This window comes from Aeromicrobium sp. WCS2018Hpa-31, from assembly GCF_031843905.1.
Classification (GTDB): domain Bacteria; phylum Actinomycetota; class Actinomycetes; order Propionibacteriales; family Nocardioidaceae; genus Aeromicrobium.
In genome coordinates this window covers 207,853-229,447 of record NZ_JAVTJF010000002.1, presented here as the reverse complement: position 1 = coordinate 229,447, position 21,595 = coordinate 207,853, and the positions used below count along the sequence as shown (strand labels likewise).

Below are 21,595 nucleotides of genomic sequence, written 5' to 3'. Positions count from 1 at the left end.
GCGAGCGGTGCGCGTGGTCACGACGGGCAGCGACGGCGCCCGTCACCGGGTCAGTGCCCGATGACTTCCTGGGCCTCCCGGCCCTTGGGGCCGTCGACCACCTCGAGCTCGACCGCCTGGCCGTCCTCGAGCGTCTTGTAGCCGTCGGACTTGATCTTGGACCAGTGGACGAAGACGTCACCCTGGCCCTCGACCTCGATGAAGCCGTAGCCCTTGTCGGCGTTGAACCACTTGACGGTGCCCTGCACCATGACGAACTCCCACCTGGTGACGCGATCGAACCACCTGCCCGGACCGATCTGACGCCGAGCCTATACGCGCCGGTCGCGGCGCAGAAGAGCGCGGTTCACCCGCTGGTCACCCAACGCGCCACCCGGCCCTCGACCCAGCCCCCGGGCAGGCCCTCGGGATCGACCCCGATCGACCCTGACCACACCCTGGCCGCACCCCGGGAACAGGGTGGGACGCTCGGTCGGCGTGCTTCAGTGGAGGCACACGTACACCCGATCGAGGAGCTGGACTCTCATGACCGCCTACCCCCACGAGCCCGCGCCCGGCCAGGGCACCGGGCAGGGCGAGCCCCTGTCCGACGACACCCAGCGCAGCATCGGCGTCGTCGTGCACGCCGTGCCGGCGGCCGCCCTCGTGCTGAGCGCGGGCACCCTCGGCTTCGTGGCGTCCCTCGTGATCTACCTCGTCTACAAGGACCGTGGCGAGTACGCCCGCCGCCAGGCGGCCAACTCCCTCAACGTCCAGATCACCACGGGCATCCTGCTGCTGCTCTCGGTCCCGCTCATGCTCGTGCTCATCGGCTTCGTCACGTACGGGATCGTCATCGTCTGGGCCGTCGTGCTGCACGTCGTCGGCGCGGTCCGCGCCAGCAACGGCGAGTGGTGGAACCCGCCGCTCACCCCCCGCTTCGTCCGCTGACGCAGCTCGGAGATTCCCAGGTCGACCTGGGAATCTCCCGCCACGCACGGCTTCCTCACGCCTGCACGGGTTGCTCCCCGTGCGGGCGTGAGGAATCCGTGCGCCTGTGCGCTGCGTCGACGCCGCATCGGCCCGGGCCGTCGAGGTGGGTGACGCACCTGTCCGCGGCCCGGAAGGTACGAGACCTACCTCCGACGGCTTCGACACGTGCGTCACCTACCTCTGACCCGCCGTGCGACGCAGCCGCAGGAAGGGACCGCGCCACAGCAGCGCAGCCTCAGGACGAGGCGGAGGGATCAGCCGCCGGCGACGGCGGGGATGATGCTGATCTGCGCGCCGTCCTTGACGGGGGTCTCGAGGCCCTGGGCGAAGCGCACGTCCTCCTCGGCCACGTACACGTTGACGAAGCGGCGGAGCTTGCCGTCCTCGTCGACGATGCGGGCCTTGATGCCGGCGTAGGACGACTCGAGCGAGTCGAGCACCTCGGCGAGCGTCGCGCCGTCGGCCTCGACCTTGGAGGAGTCGCCGGTGTAGCTGCGCAGGATGGTGGGGATGCGGACGGACACGGACACGGTGGTCTCCAGTCGATCGAGGGGTGAGGGGCGGGAGCGGTCGTCGGCTCAGGCGAGGCCGGAGGCGACGAACGCGTCGTACGTGGGGGCGATCGTCGCGGCCGGGCCGACGCGGCCCGAGACGGCGTCGAGGGTCTTGAGCCCGTGGCCGGTGTTGATGAACACCGTCTCGAGGTCCGGGTCGAGCTGACCGGTCTCGACGAGCTTCTTCAGGACGGCCAGCGTCGTGCCGCCGGCGGTCTCGGTGAAGATGCCCTCGGTGCGCGCCAGGAGCACGATCGCGTCGCGGATCTCGTCGTCGCTGACCTGCTCGACGGCGCCGCCGGTGGCGCGCGCGATGTCGAGCACGTAGATGCCGTCGGCGGGGTTGCCGATGGCGAGGGACTTGGCGATCGTGTCGGGCTTGACCGGGCGGATCGCGTCGTGACCCTCGGCGAACGCCGTGGCCACCGGGTTGCAGCCCTGCGCCTGGGCGCCGAAGACCTTGTAGGGCTTGTCCTCGACGAGGCCGAGGTCGATGAGCTCCTTGAACGCCTTGTGCACCTTGGTCAGCTGCGAGCCGGAGGCCACCGGGATGACGATCTGGTCGGGCAGGCGCCAGCCCAGCTGCTCGGCGATCTCGTAGCCCAGCGTCTTGGAGCCCTCGGCGTAGAACGGTCGGACGTTGACGTTGACGAACGCCCACCCGTCCTCCTCGCCGGCGATCTCGCTGGCGAGCTTGTTGACGTCGTCGTAGTTGCCCTCGACGGCGACGAGGTTGTCGGTGAAGACGGCCGAGTTCACCTGCTTGGGCGTCTCGAGGTTGCTCGGGATGAACACGACGGTGCGGATGCCGGCGCGCGCCCCGGCGGCGGCCACGGCGTTCGCGAGGTTGCCGGTCGACGGGCACGCGAAGACCTTCGCGCCCAGCTCGGTGGCGGCGCTCAGGGCGCACGCGACGACGCGGTCCTTGAAGGAGTTGGTGGGGTTGGTGCTGTCGTCCTTGACCCAGAGCCTGGTCAGGCCCAGCTCGGCGGCGAGGTTGCGCGCCTCGAGCAGCCGCGTGAAGCCGGGCTCGGTGTTGGGGCTGGACTCGATGTCGTCGGGGACCGGAAGGAGCGCCTTGTAGCGCCAGATGTTGCGCGGGCCGCTCTCGATCTGCTCGCGCGTGACCGTCCCGAAGTCGTAGTCGACCTCGAGCGGGCCGAAGCAGTCGTCGCACGCGTAGTGCGGGCCGAGCGGTCGCGTGGCGCCGCACTCGCGGCAGACGAGCCCGGTGGCGGACCCGAAGGCGCCGTCGCGCAGCGAGCCGCGCTGGGCGACCTCGGCCTGGTCGACGTCGGACGGGACGGCGTCGGATGCCGCGGACGTGGTGGACGGGGCGGTGGTGATGCTCACGAAAGCCTCCTGGTCATCTTTCCCGACCTCTCTGGTCGGGACGGAATGAGCACCTGGCTCCGGCGTCCTGGGTGGACGGTGGAGCTGGTTGCTGGGGCGTCGTCGGGCCGTGTCCCTGTACCCCTCTGGATGAGCAGGTCCAGCGTAGGCAGGCGTCTCACCATGTGTCCAATTGGTCCGCGATGCGAGACGCGACTGTCCACGGAGCGGGCGTCCACAGATCGAGCCGCAGGCGAGCGCGCCGCCCGTGGTCGTCCACAGCCTTCGGCGTGCCTGGGCGTCGCGCCGGCCACGAGGGCCATGTCCCGTCGACCGCACCGGACCGACCGGTGCCGATGTCGGAGGTCTTCACCATGCCGCTCACCATCCGTTCACTCCCCACCCGTGCCGCCACGCTCATGGCTGCGCCCGCGCTCGCCGTCACCGCCGGGCTGCTGAGCAGTGCCGTCCTCGCCGACCCGCCGTCCAGCCGGCACCGCCTGCCGGGGCACACGATCGTGGCCGTGGAGGGCGATGCCGAGAACGGCTTCAGCGCGTTCCGGCTGGACGGCAGCAGCGAGCACCCGCCGACGCTCTCGGAGTCGACGGCGGAGTGCCACGAGTACGACGACCCCACCGACGTCGCGGTGTGCGTGGCCGAGGTCGAGACCCGCTTCGAGGGGCTCGCCGACGTGCAGCTCAGCCTGCGCTGGGCAGCGGGGCGTCGCGGGGGTCCAGGCCCCCGGTGAACCGGGCGCGCGCGTGACGCACGGGACCCGACCCCGGCTCCCGCGGCAGGCCTACGAGGCCTCGGTGAGCGAGTCGGCGACGTCGCCGAACACGCAGTCGGTGAGGGCCAGCAGCGCGGGGTCGCCCGCCACGTGCTCCGGGGCGCCGATGGCCAGCATCACGTTGATGAGCATGCCGTGGGCCACGAAGTCACGGGCCCGGTCGTCGTCGATCCCGGTCCCGCGGACGACCTGGAAGATCTCGGTCATGCGCGACCGCGCGAACGCCCCGATCTCGGGGTCGGTGGCGGCGGCGAACCCGTGGACCATGAGCTGCAGGGCGTCGCGGTCGCGCAGGACCAGGTCGGCGTAGGCCTGGCCGAGCGGCGAGAGGCCCTCCTCGGAGTCGGGGTCGATCACCTGCGTGGCGATGACGTGCTCGAAGGCGTCGATGATGCGACGGGTCGCGCGGTCGAAGACCTCCACGAACAGCTCGAGCTTCGTGCCGAAGATCCGCACGACGTAGGGCTGCGAGACACCGGCCTCCTTGGCCACCGCGTCGGTGCTCGTGCCGGCGTAGCCCGTCCGGGCGAAGGCGCGGGTGGCGGCCTCGAGCACGAGCTCGCGGCGGGCGTCGGCGCTCATGCGGGTCGTCATGGTTGACAGGTTATCACTCGATTACTTAGAGTCGACCTTTAAGTAATCATTCGATGCCTTCCATGTTCGCCCCCCCAGGAGCACTCCCATGACCACCGACACCCTCGACTCCCCCGCCTCGGCCCCACCGCCCACGAGCACGCCGACGGCGACCGCGACCTCCGCGCGCCGACGCACGGCGCTCGCCCTCACGGCGGCGTCGTTGCCGATGTTCATGGCCACGCTCGACAACCTGGTCATGACGAGCGCCCTGCCGGTCGTGCAGTCCGACCTGGGCGCCACCGACACCCAGCTGTCGTGGTTCATGAACGCCTACACGCTGCCGTTCGCGACGTTCATGCTCGCGCTGGCCGCCGTGGGCGACCGGCTCGGACGCCGACGCGTGATGCTCGCCGGCATCGGCGTCTTCACGCTCGGGTCCGTGGCCGCCGCGCTGAGCGGGTCGGCCGAGGCCCTCATCGCGGCGCGGGCCCTCCAGGGCGTCGGTGCCGCGGCGATCGTCCCGCTGTCGCTGACCCTCCTCGTCGCCGCCGTGCCCCCCGCGGCGCGAGCCGCGGCGATCGGCATCTGGAGCGGCGTGGCCGGGCTGGGTGTCGCCGTCGGGCCCGTGATCGGAGGGGCGGTGGTCGAGGGACTCAGCTGGCAGGCCATCTTCTGGATCAACGTGCCCGTGGCCCTGGCCGCCGTGCCGCTGCTCCTGCTCGCCACCCCGGAGTCGCGCAGCTCCGCGCCCGGGCGCGCCGACGTGGTCGGCACGTTCCTGCTCGGCGGCACGGTCTTCGCGGGCGTCTGGGGCATCGTCCACGGCAACGACGACGGATGGTCCTCCGCGGGCGTCGTCGGCACCCTCGTGGCCGCCTCGGCCCTCGCGCTCGGGTACCTGACGTGGGCCGCACGGCTCGACCGATCCACCCGCCCGGGTGACGACGCCGTCCTCCCGCTCCGCCTGTTCCGCCGCCGGGCGTTCAGCGCGGCGAACGTCATCGGCCTCATGTTCAGCCTCGGCATGTTCGGCAGCGTGTTCCTGCTGTCGCAGTACCTCCAGGTCGTGCAGGGCTACTCCCCGCTCGAGGCCGGCCTGCGCACGCTCCCCTGGACCGCCGCCCCGATGGTGGTCGCGCCGATCGCCGGAGCGCTCGTCCCCCGCCTGGGCGCCCGGTCGCTGCTGGTCGTGGGGCTCTCCCTGCAGACCGTGTCGCTCGTGTGGTTCGCGTCGGTCGTCGAGAGCTGGTCGGGCTACGGCGACCTGGTGGTCCCCCTGGTCCTGGCCGGCGTGGGCATGGGCCTGACGTTCGCCCCCATGTCGACCGCCGTGCTCGACGGACTGCCCGACGACGACCTCGCGATCGCGAGCTCGGCCAACAACACCGTCCGCGAGTTCGGCGTGGCGCTCGGGATCGCGGTCATCGTCGCGGTCTTCCAGGGCGCCGGGGGCTCCATCTCGCCCCAGGGCTACGACGGGGCGATCGGCCCGTCGCTGCTCGCCGCCGCGGGCGCGGTCGGCGTGGCGCTCGTCGCCGCGCTGTTCGTCCCGGGGCGGCCGGCCCGGAGCCTGGACTGAGTGCCGCTCACCCGTGCCGACGCCGACGTCGCGTCGTCACGGGCGGGTAGCCGCCGTCGTCCAGGCCCGCGAGCCGCTCGAACGGGTTGTACGACGAGTGGTCGCCCGCGACCACCCAGGAGAAGGCTGCTGCGAGCAGGTAGAGGGGCACCATGACCGGACCGACCAGCCAGGCGTACTGGGTGACGTGCCGGTCCTCGTGCTGCAGGAGCCGGGGCCGGTCGCGCAGCCAGGCGTGGTCGTGGGTGCTCACGACCACGGAGCCGAGCGTGAAGGCACTCGCCACCGGGAAGCGCCAGCGGTAGCCGCCCGCCAGGTAGGTGCCGCGCCCGTTCCGCTCGACCGTGGCGCCGCCCAGCCGCGCGAGCACGAGGCCGGCCACGGTGCTCAGGTTGACCCAGTTCAGAACCGTTCGGACCCGCGTCCACGGCGTGTGGGCCGGCAGGCGCTCCCCGGGGATGCTCACGGCGTGGCACTCAGGCGTCGAGGGCGTCGGCCCAGGCCGTGAGCCACGCGGCGACGCCGTCGGGTCCGGGCAGCACCACGTCGGAGCGACTCACGAGCGCGTCCTGCTCGCCCGACGCCGACGCCACCAGGACGCCGTCACCACCGCTGCGGCGCAGGTTCTCCACCGCCTCGAAGGCCGGCAGGTCGCCCAGGTCGTCGCCGACGTAGACGACCCTCCGCAGGCCGGTCGTCTCCACGAGGTCGCGCAGCGCGACCCCCTTGTCGATCGCGTGACCGCGCAGCTCGAGCACCTGGCGGCCCGGCTCGACCTCGAGGTCCAGGTCCGCGGCGAGCGCCCGGAGCGGGCCCTCGAGCTCGTGGATCAGGTCCGCGTCGAGGCCCCGCGTGTGGATCGCGACCGCCAGGCCCTTGTCCTCGATGCGGACGTGACCTGCGTGGTGGTCGGCGAGCCACTGGGGGAGCATCGACGCGAGCCGTTCCACCGAGTCCGGACGGTCGGGACGCTCGAGCACGTCGACCTCGGCGTCCCACCGCTCCGCGCCGTACTGCCCACAGATGACGAGCCGCTCGAGGCCTGCGAGCCCACGGAACCCGCTGAGCGTCAGCGCCTGCTCGACCGGACGGCCGGTGACGATCGCGACCTGCCCGAGCACGTGGCCCAGACGGGCGACGGCCGTGACGGCGTCGGGGTGCGCGAAGGCCCGGGTCGGGTCGTCGACGACGTGCGAGAGGGTGCCGTCGAAGTCCAGTCCGAGCAGGATCTGCCGGGGGTCGACGAGCAGCGACGCCGGGACGTCGGGCGTGGGGTGGTCTGCCGCGGGCACCCGAGCATCATGGCAGCCGCGGAGCGCGGCTCAGGCGACGGGACCGACCAGCACGATCGTGAGCCGCTGGCCGCTCATCCCGTTGACGATCGGGGCCACGGCCTGGATGCCGAGGTCGTCGGCCAGCTGCCGCGCCTCCGCCTCGCGGCCCTGCGGGTAGTGCACGGTGTTGGCCGCCGAGTAGCCGCGCCAGTTGCCCACCGCGCCGACGGTCCAGCCCTCGGCGGTGACCCGCTGCCCCACCGTGCGGGCCAGGCCCTGGGTGCGCGACGCGTTGAGGACGGAGACCTGGATCGACGACCGGTCGACCGCGGGCTCGGTGGGCTCGGGCTCGCTGGTCTCGGTGGGCTCGGGCTCCGGCGTCTCGCTGGGCTCCGGCTCGGTCGTCTCGGTGGGCTCCGGCGTGGGCGTGGCGGACGGCTCGGTCGCAGCAGGGCTCGAGCTCGCCGACGCGACCGGGGCGTCGTCGCCGGGGCCGGCGACCAGGAGCCAGGCGAGCCAGGCTCCTGCCAGCACGACCACCCCGCCGACCGCGAGCAGCGCCCAGGTGGGCAGCACGAGCGCCCGGCGGGTCACCGTGCGGCGGTGGTCGGACACCCGCGACCGCGACTCAGAGATCGATGCCGAGGCGGCGCGCCGAGCGGCTGCGCTGGCGCTGAGCACGCAGACGACGCAGGCGCTTGACCAGCAGCGGGTCGAAGGCGAGGGCGTCGTCGCTGTCGATGAGGGCGTTCAGCAGCTGGTAGTACCGCGTGGCGGACATGTCGAACTTCTCGCGGATGGCCTGCTCCTTGGCCCCGGCGAACTGCCACCACAGCCGCTCCATCGACAGCATGTCGAGGTCGCGGTCGGTCAACGTGCTGCCCGGACGTGCCGGGTCGTGGCTCGACTGCTCCACTGCGCTCATGGCGTCACCCTAACCCAGGAATGACAGTGGTGTCATTCGCTTCGGCGGACTGCTGCTCTGGTATGCGTGGAGGCATGGCCGAGTCCCCCAGCAGCATCCAGCCCAGCACCGACCAGCACACCGCCGCGGCCGTCCCCGCCGACCGGCCGCTGCGCTGGGGCATCCTCGCCACCGGACACATCGCCGGCAGCTTCGCGCGGGACCTGGCCCTGCTGCCCGACCACGAGGTGGTGGCCGCGGGCTCGCGCGACCGGACGCGGGCCCAGGCCTTCCTCGACGAGCACGGCACGCCGACGGCCCGCGCGTACGGGAGCTACGACGAGCTCGTGGCCGACCCCGACGTCGACGTCGTCTACGTCGCGAGCCCGCACAGCCGCCACCTCGAGGACGCGCTGCTGTGCCTCGACGCCGGCAAGCCGGTGCTGTGCGAGAAGGCCATGACGCTGGACGTGGCGAGCGGGCGCGAGCTCGTCGCCCGCGCACGTGAGACGGGCCTGTTCCTGGCCGAGGCCATGTGGATGCGCACGAACCCCGTCATCCGCGAGGTGAAGCGACTCGTGGACTCCGGCGCGATCGGGGAGGTCGGCGAGCTCAGGGCAGCCCTCGGGTTCGCGGCCAGCCCGGACGTCGCGCGCCTGTGGGACCCCGAGCTCGGGGCCAGCGCACTGCTGGACATCGGCATCTACCCGCTCACCTTCGCCCACCTGGTGCTCGGCCACCCGCACACCGTCACCGCCGCCGGCGCGCTGCACGCGCGCGGATTCGACGTGGCAGGAGGAGCCACGCTGGTGCACGAGGCTCGGGGGTCCGATGGCTACCAGCCCGTCTCGAGCATCGCGTGGACGCAGCTCGCGCAGTCCGACAGCACGGCCTCGATCGCCGGCACGGACGGCCGGATCGAGATCGACGGCCGCTTCCACCACCCCACGTCCTTCACGCTCGTGCGCGGCGACGAGCGCGAGCGGATCGACGTGCCCGTCACCGGACGCGGGTACGCCCACGAGGCCGAGGAGGTCGCAGCGTGCCTGCGGGACGGCCGGACAGCGTCGGCGCTGCTGCCGCTCGAGGCCACCTTGCAGATCCAGGAGCTGATGGACACGATCCTCGAGCAGATCGGCACGGACGCCCATCGCTGACCGGAGCAGTGCTGACCGGCCGGGGCTGACCGACCCGGCCCGACCGGCGCGGTCGACGGGCGCGGTCCCGCCGCTCGCCTAGGGTGGAGCCATGGCGGCAACGGCTGATTTCGTGGTGATCGCCAACCGGCTGCCCGTGGACCGGGTGGTCCAGCCCGACGGCAGCACCACCTGGCGCACCTCACCCGGCGGCCTGGTGACCGCTCTCGAGCCCGTGATGCGCCGCAACGGCGGAGCCTGGATCGGGTGGCACGGCGCTCCCGACGAGAAGCTGCGGACCTTCGAGCACGACGGCATCACGCTCGTCCCGGTGCACCTCACGAGCCAGGAGTACGAGGAGTACTACGAGGGCTTCTCCAACGGCACGCTCTGGCCGCTCTACCACGACGTCGTCGCCCCGCCGGAGTTCCACCGCGAGTGGTGGGACTCCTACGTCGAGGTGAACCGGCGCTTCGCCAAGCGGGCCGCGAAGGTCGCACGCAGGAACGCCGTGGTGTGGGTGCAGGACTACCAGCTGCAGCTCGTGCCGCAGATGCTCCGCGAGCTCCGCCCCGACCTGCGCATCGGCTTCTTCCTGCACATCCCGTTCCCGCCGAACGAGCTGTTCCAGCAGCTGCCGTGGCGTCGCTCGATCCTCGAGGGCCTGCTCGGTGCCGACCTCGTCGGCTTCCAGCTGCCCGGCGCCGCGCAGAACTTCGTGCGGCTCGTGCGGCAGCGCGTCGGCAACAAGACCCACCGCGACACGGTCTACCTCGACGACGGCCGGATCGTGACGGCCCGCGCCTACCCGATCTCCATCGACTCCGCCGGCTTCGAGGAGATGGCGCGACGTCCTGAGGTGGCGGCCCGCGCCGCGGAGATCCGCGAGAGCCTCGGCAACCCGCGCTGCGTGCTGCTCGGCATCGACCGCCTCGACTACACCAAGGGTCTGCGGCAGCGGCTCCGCGCCTTCGGCGAGCTCATCACCGAGGGGTCCGTCGACGTCGAGGACGCGGTGTTCGTGCAGGTGGCCACGCCGTCGCGCGAGCGGGTGGGCCAGTACAAGATCCTGCGCGACGACATCGACCGGCTCGTGGGCCGCATCAACGGCGACGTCGGCCGCATCGGCGCCCAGCCGATCACCTACCTGCACGCGTCGTACCCGCGCGAGGAGATGGCCGCGCTCTACCGGGCCGCCGACGTCATGGTCGTCACGCCGCTGCGCGACGGCATGAACCTGGTCGCCAAGGAGTACGTGGCCTGCCGCTACGACGACGACGGCGCGCTGGTGCTCAGCGAGTTCGCCGGCGCGGCGGCCGAGCTGCGCCACGCCTACCGGGTGAACCCGTACGACATCAACGGCCTCAAGGAGGCCCTGGTCGAGGCCATGCAGGCGCCCGAGAAGGAACGCCACCGCCGCATGAAGGCCATGCGCAAGCAGGTGGTCGAGAACGACATCGACACCTGGGCCAACAGCTTCCTCGACGACCTGCGCAACGTCAGGCGCACGCACGACAAGACGCCCCGACCGGCGCGCAGCAACCCGGAGACCAGCACACGTCGGCGCTGACGGTCCGGCGGTCTACCCGCCGGTGAGCCGCTGCAGCGCGTCGGCCGCCACGAAGAAGCCGACGATGCCGATCACCCAGCTCATCATCGAGCCGGTGCGCGCCGACATCCAGGCGTCGACCCGCTCGAGCCACGGCTCCACGAGCCGGGCGGCCGCGAGCCGCAGCACCAGCAGGACGAGTGCCGGCAGCACCATGACGAGCACGTAGCCCACGAGCACGACCAGCTGGACCGGACGGTCGACGTCGGCACGCGAGAGCAGGCCCATGGCGGCCAGGTACGGCAGCATCGTCGCGACCTCGAGCACGGTGGCCACCAGCGCGATGCCTATGGTGGTCCGCGCGGGGACGCCGTCACCCTGCAGCGCCGCCCGCCAGCGTCGAGCGCGCGGACTCGGTCCGGGCTGCTCCTTGGCCTTCTTCTCGACGCGGAAGCTCCAGAGGAACAGCCCCACGCCCACCACGAGCTGGGCGATCGTGAGCGGCCGGTTGTCGGCGAGTGCTCCGCCGACGTCGGACGCCGCCTCCACGGCGACGTCGATGCCGAGGAGCAGCAGGACGCCGACCGCGTAGTAGAAGACCACGACGGTCCCGAGGAACAGCAGCACCCGACCCGGCCGCACTCGCGGCGCGAGCAGCATCCAGAGCGGGATGAGCAGCGTGCCGAAGCTGGTGCTGTCCACCAGCGCGAGACCAGCCAGGCCCGCGAGCTCCGCCCACGTCATGCGTTCCCCCTCCCGCGCGCCACGTCGCGCGCCCCACGCCGACCGTGCCACATCACATCGCGTCACGTCATCTCGCCCACCGTCCCGCCGTGCGGGCCGAGTCCGCCCACCCTGCACGGGTGATCGGAGGTACGGAGATCTCACCCCCGCACGGAGAGCAATCCGTGCAGGGGTGAGGAATCCGTGCGGGGCGGGAGATTCCCAGGTCGACCTGGGAATCGTCCAGACGCGTGGGGCCGCCGGTGGCCCCGGCCTCGCCTAGCCTGACCGCCATGACGTCGACGCCGCTGCCCCCGCGGGTCCGGCGCGGCTACGCGCTCGGCAGCGTGGCGACGGGCACCTTCGGCACGGTCCCGGGGCTGCTCCTCCTGCCGTACCTCACCGACACGCTCGGCATCGCCGCCGTCGTCGCCGCGGTGATCGTCTTCCTGCCGAAGGCGTGGGACGTGGTGCTCAACCCCATCGCGGGGCGCATCAGCGACGCGTCGTCCCACCCCCAGGGCCGACGCCGGCCCTTCCTGCTGCGGGGCGGGCTGCTGCTGGCGGTGTTCTTCGCGCTGATGTTCGCCGGGCCCACCGAGCCGACGGCGCTGGCGGGCGCCTGGGTCGTGGTGATGTTCCTGGGCTGCGCGAGCGCGTACGCGTTCTTCCAGGTGCCGTACGTGGCGATGCCGGCGGAGATGACGTCGGACTACGCCGAGCGCACGCGCCTGATGACGTGGCGGGTCGCGGTGCTGGCGCTCGCGATCCTGCTCTCGGGCGCCACGGCGCCGATGGTGGTCGACGCCGTGGGCGACGGCGACTCCGACGCTGCCGGGTACCGCGTCATGGGCGTCTACGTGGCGGTGCTGCTGGTGCTCGGTGTCGTCGGTGCGTGGCGCGGCACCCGCGAGGCGCCCCAGCTCGACGTGGCGCCACCGGCAGGGGGTCTGCGCGAGCAGCTCGCCCTCGTGTCGGGCGACCGCGACTTCCGCGCACTGCTCGGCTGCTTCGTCCTCCAGGCGCTCGGCATCGGCGCCATGCTCGCCGGCGTGGCGTACGTGGCGGACGAGCTGTTCGACTCCGCGGCCGCCTCGACGTTCCTGTTCGCGTCGTTCGTGGGCCCGGCCCTGCTCGTGACCCCGCTCTGGGAGCGCCTGTTCGCCGAGCGCGGCAAGCGTGCCGGGTACACCGTCGCCACGCTGCTGCTCGTCGTCGGGGCGCTCGGTCTGCTCGCCGCGCGCGACGCCACGGCCCTCGTCGTCTACCCCGCCGCGGCCTTGGTCGGCATCGGCTACGCCGGTGCCCAGGTGTTCCCCATGGCGATGCTGCCCGACGTCGCCGCGCGCGATGCCAGCCGCAGCGGGCAGAACCGCATCGGCGTCTACACCGGTGTCTGGACGGCCGGCGAGACGCTCGGCCTCGCACTCGGACCGGGGCTGTTCGCCGTGGTCCTCGCCGTCGGCGGCTACGTGTCGTCGACGGGCGGGCAGGACGTCGTGCAGCCCGACTCGGCCCTCACCGCGATCACCCTGGGGTTCTCGCTGGTCCCCGCCGCGATCATCGCGGCCAGCCTCCTGCTGCTGCGCCGCTACCGCCTCGACGAGGAGCTCTCCCGTGCCTGACTCTTCCCCCAGCCATCCCACTCCCGAGGCCGTCATCGCCGAGCTCGAGGAGCTGCGGTCCGGCGACCTGCCCACGCACGGCGGCCGGACCCTGGCGTACGTCTACGACTCGGGCATCGCCGAGGCCGACGAGCTCGGCCGCCGGGCACTCGCGATGTACGGAGCGACGAACGGGCTCGACCCCACCGCGTTCCCGAGCCTGCTGCGCATGGAGCGCGACCTCGTGACCTTCGCGCGCGACGCGCTGCACGGACCGCCCGAGACGGTCGGCACCGTCACGTCGGGCGGCACCGAGTCGATCCTGCTCGCCGTCAAGGCCGCGCGCGACGCCTCGCCCGTCGACCGCCCCGCCATGGTCGTGCCCACCACCATCCATGCCGCGTTCCACAAGGCCGCCCACTACTTCGGGGTGGAGCTTGTAGCGGTCGACGTCGACCCGCGGACCCGCCGCGCCGACGTCGGCGCGATGGTCGAGGCGATCGACCGGCTCGGCGACCGCGTGGTGCTCGTGGCGGTCTCGGCCCCGTCGTACGCCCATGGCGTGGTCGACCCCGTCCCCGAGATCGCCGCCGAGACGTCCGCTCGCGGCCTGCGGCTCCACGTGGACGCCTGCATCGGCGGCTGGGTGCTCCCGTGGGTGGACGACGCACCGGCGTGGGACCTGGCGGTCCCCGGTGTCACCAGCGTCTCGGTCGACCTGCACAAGTACGCCTACGCACCCAAGGGCGTCTCGCTGCTGCTGTTCGCCGACCCCGCACCCCGGCGGGCGCAGTTCTACGCGAGTGCCGACTGGCCCGGCTACACGATGCTCAACTCCACCGTGCAGTCCACCAAGTCCGGTGGACCCCTCGCGGCGGCGTGGGCCGTGGTCCGCTACCTCGGTGCCGACGGCTACGCCCGGCTCGTGCGCCAGACGGTCGACGCCACCCGGACGCTCGCCGACGGCATCGACGCGATCGACCACCTGCACGTGGTGGTGCCTCCGGACTCGACGCTGCTGTGCGTCGGCGCCGACGACGCGCTCGACGTGTTCACGCTGAGCGACCGCATGCTCGCCCGCGGCTGGTTCGTGCAGCCGCAGATGTCGTGGCGCGACGAGTCGGCCACGCTGCACCTGACGATGTGCGCCGCCACCGCCCCGCAGGTCCCGCAGCTGTTGGAGGACCTCGCCGCCGCGACGGCCGACGCGGTCGCGGCCGGTCCGGTGACGGTCGACGCCGAGCTGCGCGCCGTGGCCGAGTCCCTCGACCCGGCCACGCTGGACGACGCGACGTTCGACCTGCTCCTGCAGACCGCGGGCCTCGGTGACGGCAGCGGCGAGGTGTCCGTGCCGCAGGAGATGGCGCCGGTGAACGCCCTGCTCGACGTCGCGCCCCCGCGCCTGCGCGAGGCCCTGCTCGTCGCGTTCCTGGACCGCCTCACCCGCTGAGACATGGACCGGGGTCCGACCCCAGGGAACGCCGCCCCGGCACCTTCAGGACGACGACCCGCGCCGCGCGCGGAAGGCGAGGGAGAGCACCAGGGCCAGCGCCGTGGCGGTGACGGTCACCGCGAACGCCGGGGTGTGGCCGCCGAGGTCGGCGAGTCGGCCCGCCACCGTCGAGCCGAGCGCGTACCCGATGCCCGTGGCACCGGCGAGCAGCGTCATGGCGGTGCCGACGCGCTCGGGCTCGACCACGGATCCCGCCATCGCGAAGTTGCTGATCATGTACGGCGCCACCGCGAAGCCCAGCAGGGCGATCACGGCGACGAGCTGCCCGATGGTCTGCACCAGGAGAAGCGGCACCGACAGGACGAGCAGCGCGGACGCGGACGCGACCATGCGCGTCGGGTAGCCGATGCGCTCGGGCAGGGCGGCGATCGCGAGGCCGGCGATCGCGCTGCCGACCCCGAGCGTCGCGTGGATGAGACCGGCCTGGCCGGGCTCGCCCGCGGCGGTGGCCAGAACGGTGGACCCCGTCTGCGTGGCACCGAACAGCATGCCGATCAGCATCTGGGCGAGAGCGAGCACCACCAGGACCCCGGTGATCACGGGCGCGTCGGACCGGACGGCCCCCGGTTCGGGTCGGGTGAGCGCGGCGGTGGGGTGGAGTGCGAACCACGACCCGAAGGCCACGAGCAGCCCCGCAGCCACCAGCAGCGCGTCGCCCGGGGCCACCACGACCGCCAGCAGCCCGACCGTGGCGGGGCCGAGCACGAAGGAGACCTCGTCGGCCGCTCCTTCGTAGGAGAACGCAGCGTCGATGAGCCGGCGCTGGTCGGGAGCTCGACGGGTGATCGGCTGCCACCGCACGCGAGCCAGCGGACCGATCTGGGGCGTGGCGAGCCCGGCCAGGGCCGCCACCACGATGATGGCGGCAGGCGACGCGTCGGACTGCGTCGTCCACACGATCGCCGCGAGTCCTGTCCCTCCGGCCCACGACTGGGCGAGCACGACGGGACGCTGACCGATGCGGTCCGCCAACGACCCGAAGAACGGCGCACCGACGGCGTTCGCCACGGCGAGGGCACCGGCGGCCGCACCGCCGAGCGCGTAGCGACCCGTGGCCCCGCTGACGAGGAGCAGCGTGCCCATCTGGCTCATGGCAAGCGGAACTCGCCCGAGGAAGGCTACGACGACGTAGGCGGGCCCGACGATCCGCAGCAGCGTGCGGTACGCGGTGATGGCTGACACTGCGCCCCAGAGTCTAGGGCGCGCCGTTCTCGGAACGCCATCGCCCTCACGAGGTCGCCGGACGGGCGACCACGTCCCGATCCTGCCTAGGGTGAGGCCATGCCGAAGTCGTTGCACGAGCTCGTCGCACCCGACTGGGCCGAGGCGCTGGCGCCGGTCGCCGACGACGTGACCCGGATGGGCGAGCTCCTGCGGGCCGAGACCGAGGCCGGCCGACCGTGGCTGCCCCACGGCGACGCGATCCTCCGGGCGTTCCAGGAACCGGTCGCCGACGTGAAGGTGCTCGTCGCCGGCCAGGACCCGTACCCGACGCCCGGTCACGCCATGGGTCTGTCGTTCTCGGTGCACCCCGACGTGCGCCCCCTTCCCCGCAGCCTCGCCAACATCTACACCGAGCTCGAGGCCGACCTGGGCATCCCCCGCGCGCCCCACGGTGACCTGACGGCGTGGTCCGAGCAGGGCGTCCTGCTGCTCAACCGGGTGCTGACGGTGGGCACCGGCGCCCCGGCCAGCCACCGCGGGATGGGCTGGGAGCGGGTCACGGAGCAGGCGATCCGGGCCCTCGTGGCCCGCGGCCGCCCGCTCGTCGCGGTGCTCTGGGGGCGGGACGCCCAGAACCTGCAGCCCCTGCTGGGCGACACCCCCGTGGTCGCGAGCGCCCACCCGAGCCCGCTCTCGGCGTCGCGGGGGTTCTTCGGCTCGCGGCCGTTCAGCCGCGTCGACGCGCACCTCGTCGAGCTGGGCAGCACCCCGGTCGACTGGCGGGTCCCGCAGACCCCACCGACCGCGGCGCCTACGCTTCACTGATGAGCACTCCGACCGTTCGCGATCGCGCCGTGGTCATCGACCAGGCGTTCGCCGTCCTCCAGCGCTGGGGGCTGCGCCTCGTGGTGCTGGCCGCCGCCGTGTACGTGCTCGGCTGGATCGTCGGGCACCTCTGGATGGTGTTCTTCCCGCTGTCGCTGGCCCTGCTCGTGGCCACCGTCCTGGCGCCCCCGGTCACCTGGCTGCGTCGGCACAAGGTGCCGAGCGGCCTGGCCGCGGCCCTCGTCATGATCGGCTTCATCGCGGCGATCGTCGCTGCGATCGCGGTGCTCACGCCCCAGGTCGCAGGTCAGGCGCCGGCCATCGCGTCGCAGGCCTCCGACGGCCTGCAGCGGGTGCGCGACTGGCTCACCGACGGGCCGCTCCAGCTGTCCGACGGGCAGATCACCCGGGCCATCAGCGCCGTCCAGGACAAGCTGCAGGAGAGCGCCGCGGCCATCAGCTCGGGCATCTTCTCGACGTTGAGCGCCGCGACGAACGCCGTCATCAACCTGGTGCTGGTCCTGATGCTCACGTTCTTCTTCGTCAAGGACGGCCACCGCTTCCTCCCGTGGCTGGCCACGCTGGGCGGCCGCCGGGCCGGCGAGCACGTGACCGAGCTGCTCAGCCGCACCTGGAACACCCTGGGCGGGTTCATCCGCACCCAGACCCTCGTAGCCTTCATCGACGCCGTGATCATCGGCATCGGCCTGGCGATCCTGGGCGTGCCGCTCGCGATCCCGTTGGCGGTCATCACGTTCTTCGGCGGCTACATCCCCATCGTCGGTGCCTTCGTCAGCGGCATCCTCGCGGTGCTCGTGACGCTGGTGACGAACGACTTCAAGGCCGCCGTGATCGCCGCGCTCATCGTGCTCGGCGTCCAGCAGCTGGAGGGCAACGTCCTGTCACCGTGGCTGCAGGGCAAGAACATGAACCTGCACGCCGGGGTGGTGCTGCTGTCGGTCACCGCCGGCGGCACCCTGTTCGGGGTCACGGGCGCGTTCCTGGCCGTGCCGGTCGCGGCGACCACCGCCGTGCTGCTGCGCTACGTCAACGAGCAGATCGACGACGGCGTGGACCCCGAGGCTCCGCCCGAGGACTCCCACGCCGCGGCACTGCTGGCCGAGGGCAAGGTCGCCGACGACGTGGGCTGACGGGTCGGTCGGCGGCGCGCCCACGCCGGCCGTAGCCCTGAACGCCGATGAGCCGACCCCGATGCGTGGGGTCGGCTCGTCAGTGCTGCCTGGTCGTGCTCGCGCGCGGGGCGCGGGGCGTCAGGCGGGGACGTCGGCGGAGCGCTGCAGGATCGCGGTGCGCTCGTGCTCGGTCAGTCCGCCCCACACGCCGTAGGGCTCACGCGCGGCGAGGGCGTGCTCGCGGCACTCGGTGATCACGGGGCAGGTGCCGCAGACGGCCTTGGCCGCGGCCTCACGGTCGCGACGTCGCGAGCCGCGCTCGGCATCGGGCGAGAAGAATCGCGCCGACTCCAGGCCCTGGCAGGCGCCCTGGTACTGCCACTCGTAGACCTCCTGCAGCGGGAGCGGCAGGTTCTTGAGGTTCGCCATGGTGGAGCTCCTTCGCTGCGGGGACGGGATCGGGTCTCCCGTCCGGGGTTGTTCAGAACGTACCCCGAACTTGTTCACCTTGGCAAGCGGGTGAACAAGTTCTATAGTGGGGGCATGACACCGCCCGATCCGAGCACTGCACAGCGGGAGGAGATCCTCCTGTCCGTCGGTGAGGTCGCGGCTCGTCTGGGGGTTCCCGCCTCCACGTTGCGCACGTGGGAGCGCCGGTACGAGCTCGGTCCGACGGCTCGCAGCGCGGGCGGTCACCGTCGCTACGACGCCACCGACATCGAGCGGCTCGAGCGCATGAACCTGCTCATCAGCAGTGGCCTCGGGCCCGCGGCCGCGGCGCGTGCCGCGCTCAGCGGTGACCCGGTCGAGGTCGACGGTGATGCCGCCGACTTCGGTGACGCCATCGTGGCCGCCACCCGGGCGTACGACGCCGAGGGCCTGCGCACGCTGTTCACGCGCAAGCTCGACGACCTCGGCACCCTCCACGCGTGGAGCGACCACATCGCCCCGAGCATGCGACGCATCGGCGACGAGTGGTACCAGGGCACCATCGGCGTCGACGGCGAGCACCTCGTCAGCGACGCGCTGCACACCGCCCTGCGGGCCCGCTTCGCCGCCCGACGCCTCCGGCACCAGGACCACCGACCCGTGCTGCTGGCCTGCGCCGAGGACGAGCACCACGTCCTGCCCCTGCTCGCCCTGCAGTGCGCGCTGGCCGAGGAAGGCGTCGGCTGCCACATGCTCGGCCAGCGCACGCCGTTCAGCGCCATCTCGGCCATGACCCTGCGGCTCCGACCTGCGGCCGTCTTCCTCTGGGCCTCGATCGTGCACTTCGACGCGGGCGCCCTGTCGTCGGTCGTCGACGCTGCCGGCGGCCAGTCCGAGCTGATCCTCGGCGGACCGGGGTGGAGCGTCGACAGCCTCCCGGTCGTGGGCGACCTGGCCGACGCCGTCACGGCCGTCAAGAACGCCATCGCCCTGCACCCCGTCGACGCGTGACCGGCGCCCCTCCCGCCGTTCTGACACGATTGACGACGTGGCCGACCTGACCTTCCGCGGACGCCGCGTCGTCCAGGACCGGGCCCTCGTGATGGCGATCGTCAACCGCACGCCCGACTCCTTCTACGACCGCGGCGCCACGTACGACCCCGCCGTCGCGCTCGACGCCGTCCGGCGCGCGGTCGACGACGGCGCCGACGTCGTCGACATCGGCGGCGTGAAGGCCGGCCCGGGCGACGCGGTCGACGCCGCCGAGGAGGTGCGGCGCACCATCCCGTTCATCGAGGCGGTGCGCGAGACCGCGCCCCACGTCGTCATCAGCATCGACACGTGGCGCGCCGAGGTGGCCGACGCCGCCGCCGCAGCCGGCGCCGACCTGCTCAACGACACGTGGGCCGGGCACGACCCCGACGTGGTGGCCGTGGCCGCTCGACACGGTCTCGGCTACGTCTGCTCCCACACCGGCGGGGCGCTCCCCCGCACCCGCCCCCACCGCGTCCGCTACGACGACGTCGTGGCCGACGTCGTCGCCACGACCACCCGGGCGGCGGAGGCCGCGGTCGAGGCCGGCGTGCCACGTGAGGGCGTGCTGGTGGACCCCACCCACGACTTCGGCAAGAACACGTTCCACAGCCTCGAGCTGGTGCGCCGCGCCGACACTCTCGTCGCCACCGGCTGGCCGGTCCTCATGGCCCTGTCCCGCAAGGACTTCGTGGGCGAGACGCTCGGGCTCGGGCCCGACGACAGGCTGGAGGGCACCCTCGCGGCCACGGCCCTGACGGCTGCCGCCGGGTGCGCCATGTTCCGCACCCACGACGTGACGGCCACCCGGCGCGTGCTGGAGATGACCGCCACGCTGCGCGGTGAGCGACCGCCGACCAGGGCGGTGCGCGGCCTTGCCTGACCTGCAGCCCTGGTTCGCCACCCATACCCACGCCGCGTCCGCCCCGCTCGGCGACCTGGTGGCGGCCAAGCGTGGACGCCGCGTCGGCGTGGTGCTGCCCGCCCGCGACGAGGCCGCGACGATCGGCGAGATCGTGCGACGCGTCCGCACCGCCTGGTGCGACCTCGTGCCGCTCGTCGACGAGGTGGTCGTGGTCGACTCCCGCTCCAGCGACGACACCGCCGCCGCGGCACGCGAGGCCGGCGCCGTCGTCGTGACCGCCGAGGACCCCGATCCCGCGTTCGACGGTGGCAAGGGATCGGCCATGCGCACCGGCATGGCCCACCTGACGAGCGACGTCGGCGTCTTCCTCGACGCCGACGTGCGCGGCTTCGACCCCGCCTTCGTGGCACGACTCGTCGGACCCCTGCTCACCGACCCCTCACTGGTGCTCGTGAAGGCGTTCTACGACCGCCCGACGCACGACGGCGGCGGTGGACGGGTGACGGAGCTGGCCGCCCGGCCCGAGATCGCGCGACGAGCACCCGAGCTGGCCGGCTTCGTGCAGCCGCTCGCCGGGGAGTGCGCGTTCGTCCTCGACGCGTTCGTCGACCTGCCCGTGGTCAGCGGCTACGGCGTCGACGTCGGCATGCTGCTGCAGGCGGTGCGCAAGCACGGCCTCGACGCGACGGCACAGGCCGACCTGGGCCGCCGCGAGCACGACCACCAGGGCCTGCGCGCCCTCGGACGGATGGCGCTCCAGGTGCGTGCGGCGTTCGACCTGGTCCTCGACGACCGCGACGTCGTGGTCGACGAGCGCTGGGTGCCCGGTCGTGACGCCGACGGCGCCGCGACCCTGGTGGCCGAGCGGGTGGAGACGCGCCTGCTCCCCCCGCCCGTCGCCTGAGCCCGGAACCTCGCCGGGGCTACCAGCTCGACTTCGTGATGCCCGGCAGCTCGCCCCGGTGCGCTCCTTCGCGGAACCGGATGCGCGAGAGGCCGGCGACCCGCAGGTGGCCACGCGGCCTGCCGTCGACCTGGTCGCGGTTGCGCACCCGCGACGGGGAGGAGTCACGCGGCAGCCTGGCCAGGGCACGCGAGGCCTCCATGCGCTCGGCCATGGACAGCGACGTGTCCCGGGACGCGGCGCGCAGGGCGTCACGTCGTTCCCGGTAGCGCTCCACGACCTCCTTGCGGCGTTCGTTGGCGACGATCTTGCTGCGCTTGGCCATCAGCGCTCCTCCTTGAACTCGACGTGCCTGCGGATCCTCGGGTCGTACTTGCTCAGCACGAGCCGGTCGGGGTCGTTGCGACGGTTCTTGCGCGTGACGTACGTGGTGCCGGTCCCGGCGGTCGACCGCAGCTTGACGATCGGGCGGACGTCGTTGCCTCGCCTCGCCATCAGAGCCGCTCCCCTCGAGCGAGGATGTCGGCGACCACGGCGTCGATGCCGCGCACGTCGACGGTCTTGATCCCTCGGGCACTGAGCGTGAGCGTGACGTGCCGGCCGAGGGTCGGCGCCCAGTAGCGCTTCTTCTGGACGTTGACGTCGAAGCGCCGCTTGGTGCGCCGATGCGAGTGGGACACGTGGTGGCCGAAGCCCGGGGTGGCCCCGGTGACCTGGCAGGTGCGCGACATGGCGA

General features: G+C 72.7%; 26 protein-coding genes and 1 riboswitch. Of the genes, 12 read left to right on the top strand and 14 right to left on the bottom strand.

All coding sequences use genetic code 11. The annotated features are described in order from the left end of the window. Positions 1–50: 50 nt before the first annotated feature. Complete coding sequence (locus RQG84_RS03265) at positions 51–251, bottom strand: cold shock domain-containing protein (RefSeq protein ID WP_311208838.1); 201 nt, start codon at positions 249–251, stop codon at positions 51–53. Positions 252–525: 274 nt separating this feature from the next. On the opposite strand from RQG84_RS03265, the gene RQG84_RS03260 reads away from it, so the two are divergent. After that, positions 526–930 carry a DUF4870 domain-containing protein gene (locus RQG84_RS03260; RefSeq protein ID WP_311208837.1) on the top strand — a complete coding sequence of 135 codons (405 nt, stop codon included), beginning with the start codon at positions 526–528 and terminating at the stop codon, positions 928–930. A gap of 296 nt (positions 931–1,226) precedes the next feature. Here the strand turns inward: RQG84_RS03260 and RQG84_RS03255 are convergent, their stop codons facing one another. Both RQG84_RS03255 and thrC read right to left on the bottom strand, forming a co-directional pair. Beyond that, positions 1,227–1,502: a ubiquitin-like small modifier protein 1 gene (locus tag RQG84_RS03255; RefSeq protein ID WP_311208836.1), complete on the bottom strand. Its 276-nt coding sequence runs from the start codon at positions 1,500–1,502 to the stop codon at positions 1,227–1,229. A gap of 48 nt (positions 1,503–1,550) precedes the next feature. After that, positions 1,551–2,786, bottom strand: coding sequence for a threonine synthase (gene thrC, locus RQG84_RS03250; protein ID WP_055966169.1), 1,236 nt, complete (start codon positions 2,784–2,786; stop codon positions 1,551–1,553). 103 nt (positions 2,787–2,889) lie between these two features. Continuing rightward, positions 2,890–3,015: riboswitch (SAM riboswitch) on the bottom strand. Positions 3,016–3,232: 217 nt separating this feature from the next. Between thrC and RQG84_RS03245 the strand changes: the two genes are divergently transcribed. Next, positions 3,233–3,607, top strand: a complete 375-nt coding sequence (locus RQG84_RS03245; protein ID WP_311208835.1) for a hypothetical protein — start codon at positions 3,233–3,235, stop codon at positions 3,605–3,607. A 51-nt stretch (positions 3,608–3,658) separates the two neighbouring features. On the opposite strand, the gene RQG84_RS03240 is transcribed toward RQG84_RS03245, so the two are convergent. Further along, positions 3,659–4,243, bottom strand: coding sequence for a TetR/AcrR family transcriptional regulator (locus RQG84_RS03240; RefSeq protein ID WP_311208834.1), 585 nt, complete (start codon positions 4,241–4,243; stop codon positions 3,659–3,661). Positions 4,244–4,331: 88 nt separating this feature from the next. Between RQG84_RS03240 and RQG84_RS03235 the strand changes: the two genes are divergently transcribed. Continuing rightward, positions 4,332–5,804, top strand: coding sequence for an MFS transporter (locus RQG84_RS03235; RefSeq protein ID WP_311208833.1), 1,473 nt, complete (start codon positions 4,332–4,334; stop codon positions 5,802–5,804). Between the two features lie 7 nt (positions 5,805–5,811). On the opposite strand, the gene RQG84_RS03230 is transcribed toward RQG84_RS03235, so the two are convergent. The 4 genes from RQG84_RS03230 to RQG84_RS03215 are packed head-to-tail and all read right to left on the bottom strand — an operon-like array spanning position 5,812 to position 8,003. After that, the gene (locus tag RQG84_RS03230) at positions 5,812–6,270 is read right to left on the bottom strand and encodes a hypothetical protein (RefSeq protein ID WP_311208832.1); all 459 of its coding nucleotides are present in this window, start codon (positions 6,268–6,270) and stop codon (positions 5,812–5,814) included. Positions 6,271–6,280: 10 nt separating this feature from the next. Continuing rightward, complete coding sequence (gene otsB, locus RQG84_RS03225) at positions 6,281–7,096, bottom strand: trehalose-phosphatase (protein WP_311208831.1); 816 nt, start codon at positions 7,094–7,096, stop codon at positions 6,281–6,283. A 30-nt stretch (positions 7,097–7,126) separates the two neighbouring features. Beyond that, positions 7,127–7,693 (bottom strand): LytR C-terminal domain-containing protein, encoded by a 567-nt coding sequence (locus tag RQG84_RS03220; protein WP_311208830.1) that lies wholly within the window; start codon positions 7,691–7,693, stop codon positions 7,127–7,129. Positions 7,694–7,706: 13 nt separating this feature from the next. Beyond that, the gene (locus RQG84_RS03215; protein WP_055963545.1) at positions 7,707–8,003 is read right to left on the bottom strand and encodes a DUF3263 domain-containing protein; all 297 of its coding nucleotides are present in this window, start codon (positions 8,001–8,003) and stop codon (positions 7,707–7,709) included. Between the two features lie 74 nt (positions 8,004–8,077). On the opposite strand from RQG84_RS03215, the gene RQG84_RS03210 reads away from it, so the two are divergent. Continuing rightward, complete coding sequence (locus tag RQG84_RS03210; RefSeq protein WP_311208829.1) at positions 8,078–9,139, top strand: Gfo/Idh/MocA family oxidoreductase; 1,062 nt, start codon at positions 8,078–8,080, stop codon at positions 9,137–9,139. 91 nt (positions 9,140–9,230) lie between these two features. Beyond that, entirely contained in the window at positions 9,231–10,688 is a 1,458-nt protein-coding gene (locus tag RQG84_RS03205; protein ID WP_056556226.1) for a trehalose-6-phosphate synthase, read from the top strand. A gap of 12 nt (positions 10,689–10,700) precedes the next feature. Here RQG84_RS03205 and RQG84_RS03200 read toward each other — a convergent pair whose 3' ends face one another. Then, complete coding sequence (locus tag RQG84_RS03200) at positions 10,701–11,411, bottom strand: GAP family protein (protein WP_311208828.1); 711 nt, start codon at positions 11,409–11,411, stop codon at positions 10,701–10,703. Between the two features lie 272 nt (positions 11,412–11,683). Here RQG84_RS03200 and RQG84_RS03195 point away from each other — a divergent pair, with 272 nt between their 5' ends. Both RQG84_RS03195 and RQG84_RS03190 read left to right on the top strand, forming a co-directional pair. Next, complete coding sequence (locus RQG84_RS03195; RefSeq protein ID WP_311208827.1) at positions 11,684–13,015, top strand: MFS transporter; 1,332 nt, start codon at positions 11,684–11,686, stop codon at positions 13,013–13,015. Next, entirely contained in the window at positions 13,008–14,444 is a 1,437-nt protein-coding gene (locus RQG84_RS03190; protein ID WP_311208826.1) for an aspartate aminotransferase family protein, read from the top strand. Before RQG84_RS03195 ends, RQG84_RS03190 begins: the two co-directional genes overlap by 8 nt. 45 nt (positions 14,445–14,489) lie before the next feature. Here RQG84_RS03190 and RQG84_RS03185 read toward each other — a convergent pair whose 3' ends face one another. Further along, complete coding sequence (locus RQG84_RS03185) at positions 14,490–15,689, bottom strand: MFS transporter (RefSeq protein WP_311208825.1); 1,200 nt, start codon at positions 15,687–15,689, stop codon at positions 14,490–14,492. Between the two features lie 99 nt (positions 15,690–15,788). Between RQG84_RS03185 and RQG84_RS03180 the strand changes: the two genes are divergently transcribed. Together RQG84_RS03180 and RQG84_RS03175 are read left to right on the top strand one after the other, a co-directional pair. Continuing rightward, entirely contained in the window at positions 15,789–16,496 is a 708-nt protein-coding gene (locus RQG84_RS03180; protein WP_311208824.1) for a uracil-DNA glycosylase, read from the top strand. Next, on the top strand, positions 16,496–17,647 hold the full coding sequence (locus RQG84_RS03175; protein WP_311208823.1) for an AI-2E family transporter: 1,152 nt from the start codon (positions 16,496–16,498) through the stop codon (positions 17,645–17,647). Before RQG84_RS03180 ends, RQG84_RS03175 begins: the two co-directional genes overlap by 1 nt. Before the next feature lie 120 nt (positions 17,648–17,767). Here the strand turns inward: RQG84_RS03175 and RQG84_RS03170 are convergent, their stop codons facing one another. Further along, positions 17,768–18,058: a WhiB family transcriptional regulator gene (locus tag RQG84_RS03170; RefSeq protein ID WP_055963520.1), complete on the bottom strand. Its 291-nt coding sequence runs from the start codon at positions 18,056–18,058 to the stop codon at positions 17,768–17,770. 114 nt (positions 18,059–18,172) lie between these two features. Here RQG84_RS03170 and RQG84_RS03165 point away from each other — a divergent pair, with 114 nt between their 5' ends. The 3 genes from RQG84_RS03165 to RQG84_RS03155 are packed head-to-tail and all read left to right on the top strand — an operon-like array spanning position 18,173 to position 20,859. Next, the gene (locus RQG84_RS03165; protein WP_311208822.1) at positions 18,173–19,069 is read left to right on the top strand and encodes a MerR family transcriptional regulator; all 897 of its coding nucleotides are present in this window, start codon (positions 18,173–18,175) and stop codon (positions 19,067–19,069) included. A gap of 37 nt (positions 19,070–19,106) precedes the next feature. Then, entirely contained in the window at positions 19,107–19,973 is an 867-nt protein-coding gene (folP, locus tag RQG84_RS03160) for a dihydropteroate synthase (protein WP_257729122.1), read from the top strand. Continuing rightward, the gene (locus tag RQG84_RS03155; RefSeq protein ID WP_311208821.1) at positions 19,966–20,859 is read left to right on the top strand and encodes a glucosyl-3-phosphoglycerate synthase; all 894 of its coding nucleotides are present in this window, start codon (positions 19,966–19,968) and stop codon (positions 20,857–20,859) included. The genes folP and RQG84_RS03155 overlap by 8 nt, the downstream gene beginning before the upstream one ends. A 19-nt stretch (positions 20,860–20,878) precedes the next feature. Here RQG84_RS03155 and rpsN read toward each other — a convergent pair whose 3' ends face one another. The 3 genes from rpsN to rpmB are packed head-to-tail and all read right to left on the bottom strand — an operon-like array spanning position 20,879 to position 21,590. Then, the gene (gene rpsN / locus RQG84_RS03150; protein ID WP_311208820.1) at positions 20,879–21,184 is read right to left on the bottom strand and encodes a 30S ribosomal protein S14; all 306 of its coding nucleotides are present in this window, start codon (positions 21,182–21,184) and stop codon (positions 20,879–20,881) included. Continuing rightward, entirely contained in the window at positions 21,184–21,354 is a 171-nt protein-coding gene (gene rpmG / locus RQG84_RS03145; RefSeq protein ID WP_311208819.1) for a 50S ribosomal protein L33, read from the bottom strand. The genes rpsN and rpmG overlap by 1 nt, the downstream gene beginning before the upstream one ends. After that, positions 21,354–21,590 (bottom strand): 50S ribosomal protein L28, encoded by a 237-nt coding sequence (gene rpmB / locus RQG84_RS03140; protein WP_055963502.1) that lies wholly within the window; start codon positions 21,588–21,590, stop codon positions 21,354–21,356. The genes rpmG and rpmB overlap by 1 nt, the downstream gene beginning before the upstream one ends. Positions 21,591–21,595 lie beyond the last annotated feature (5 nt).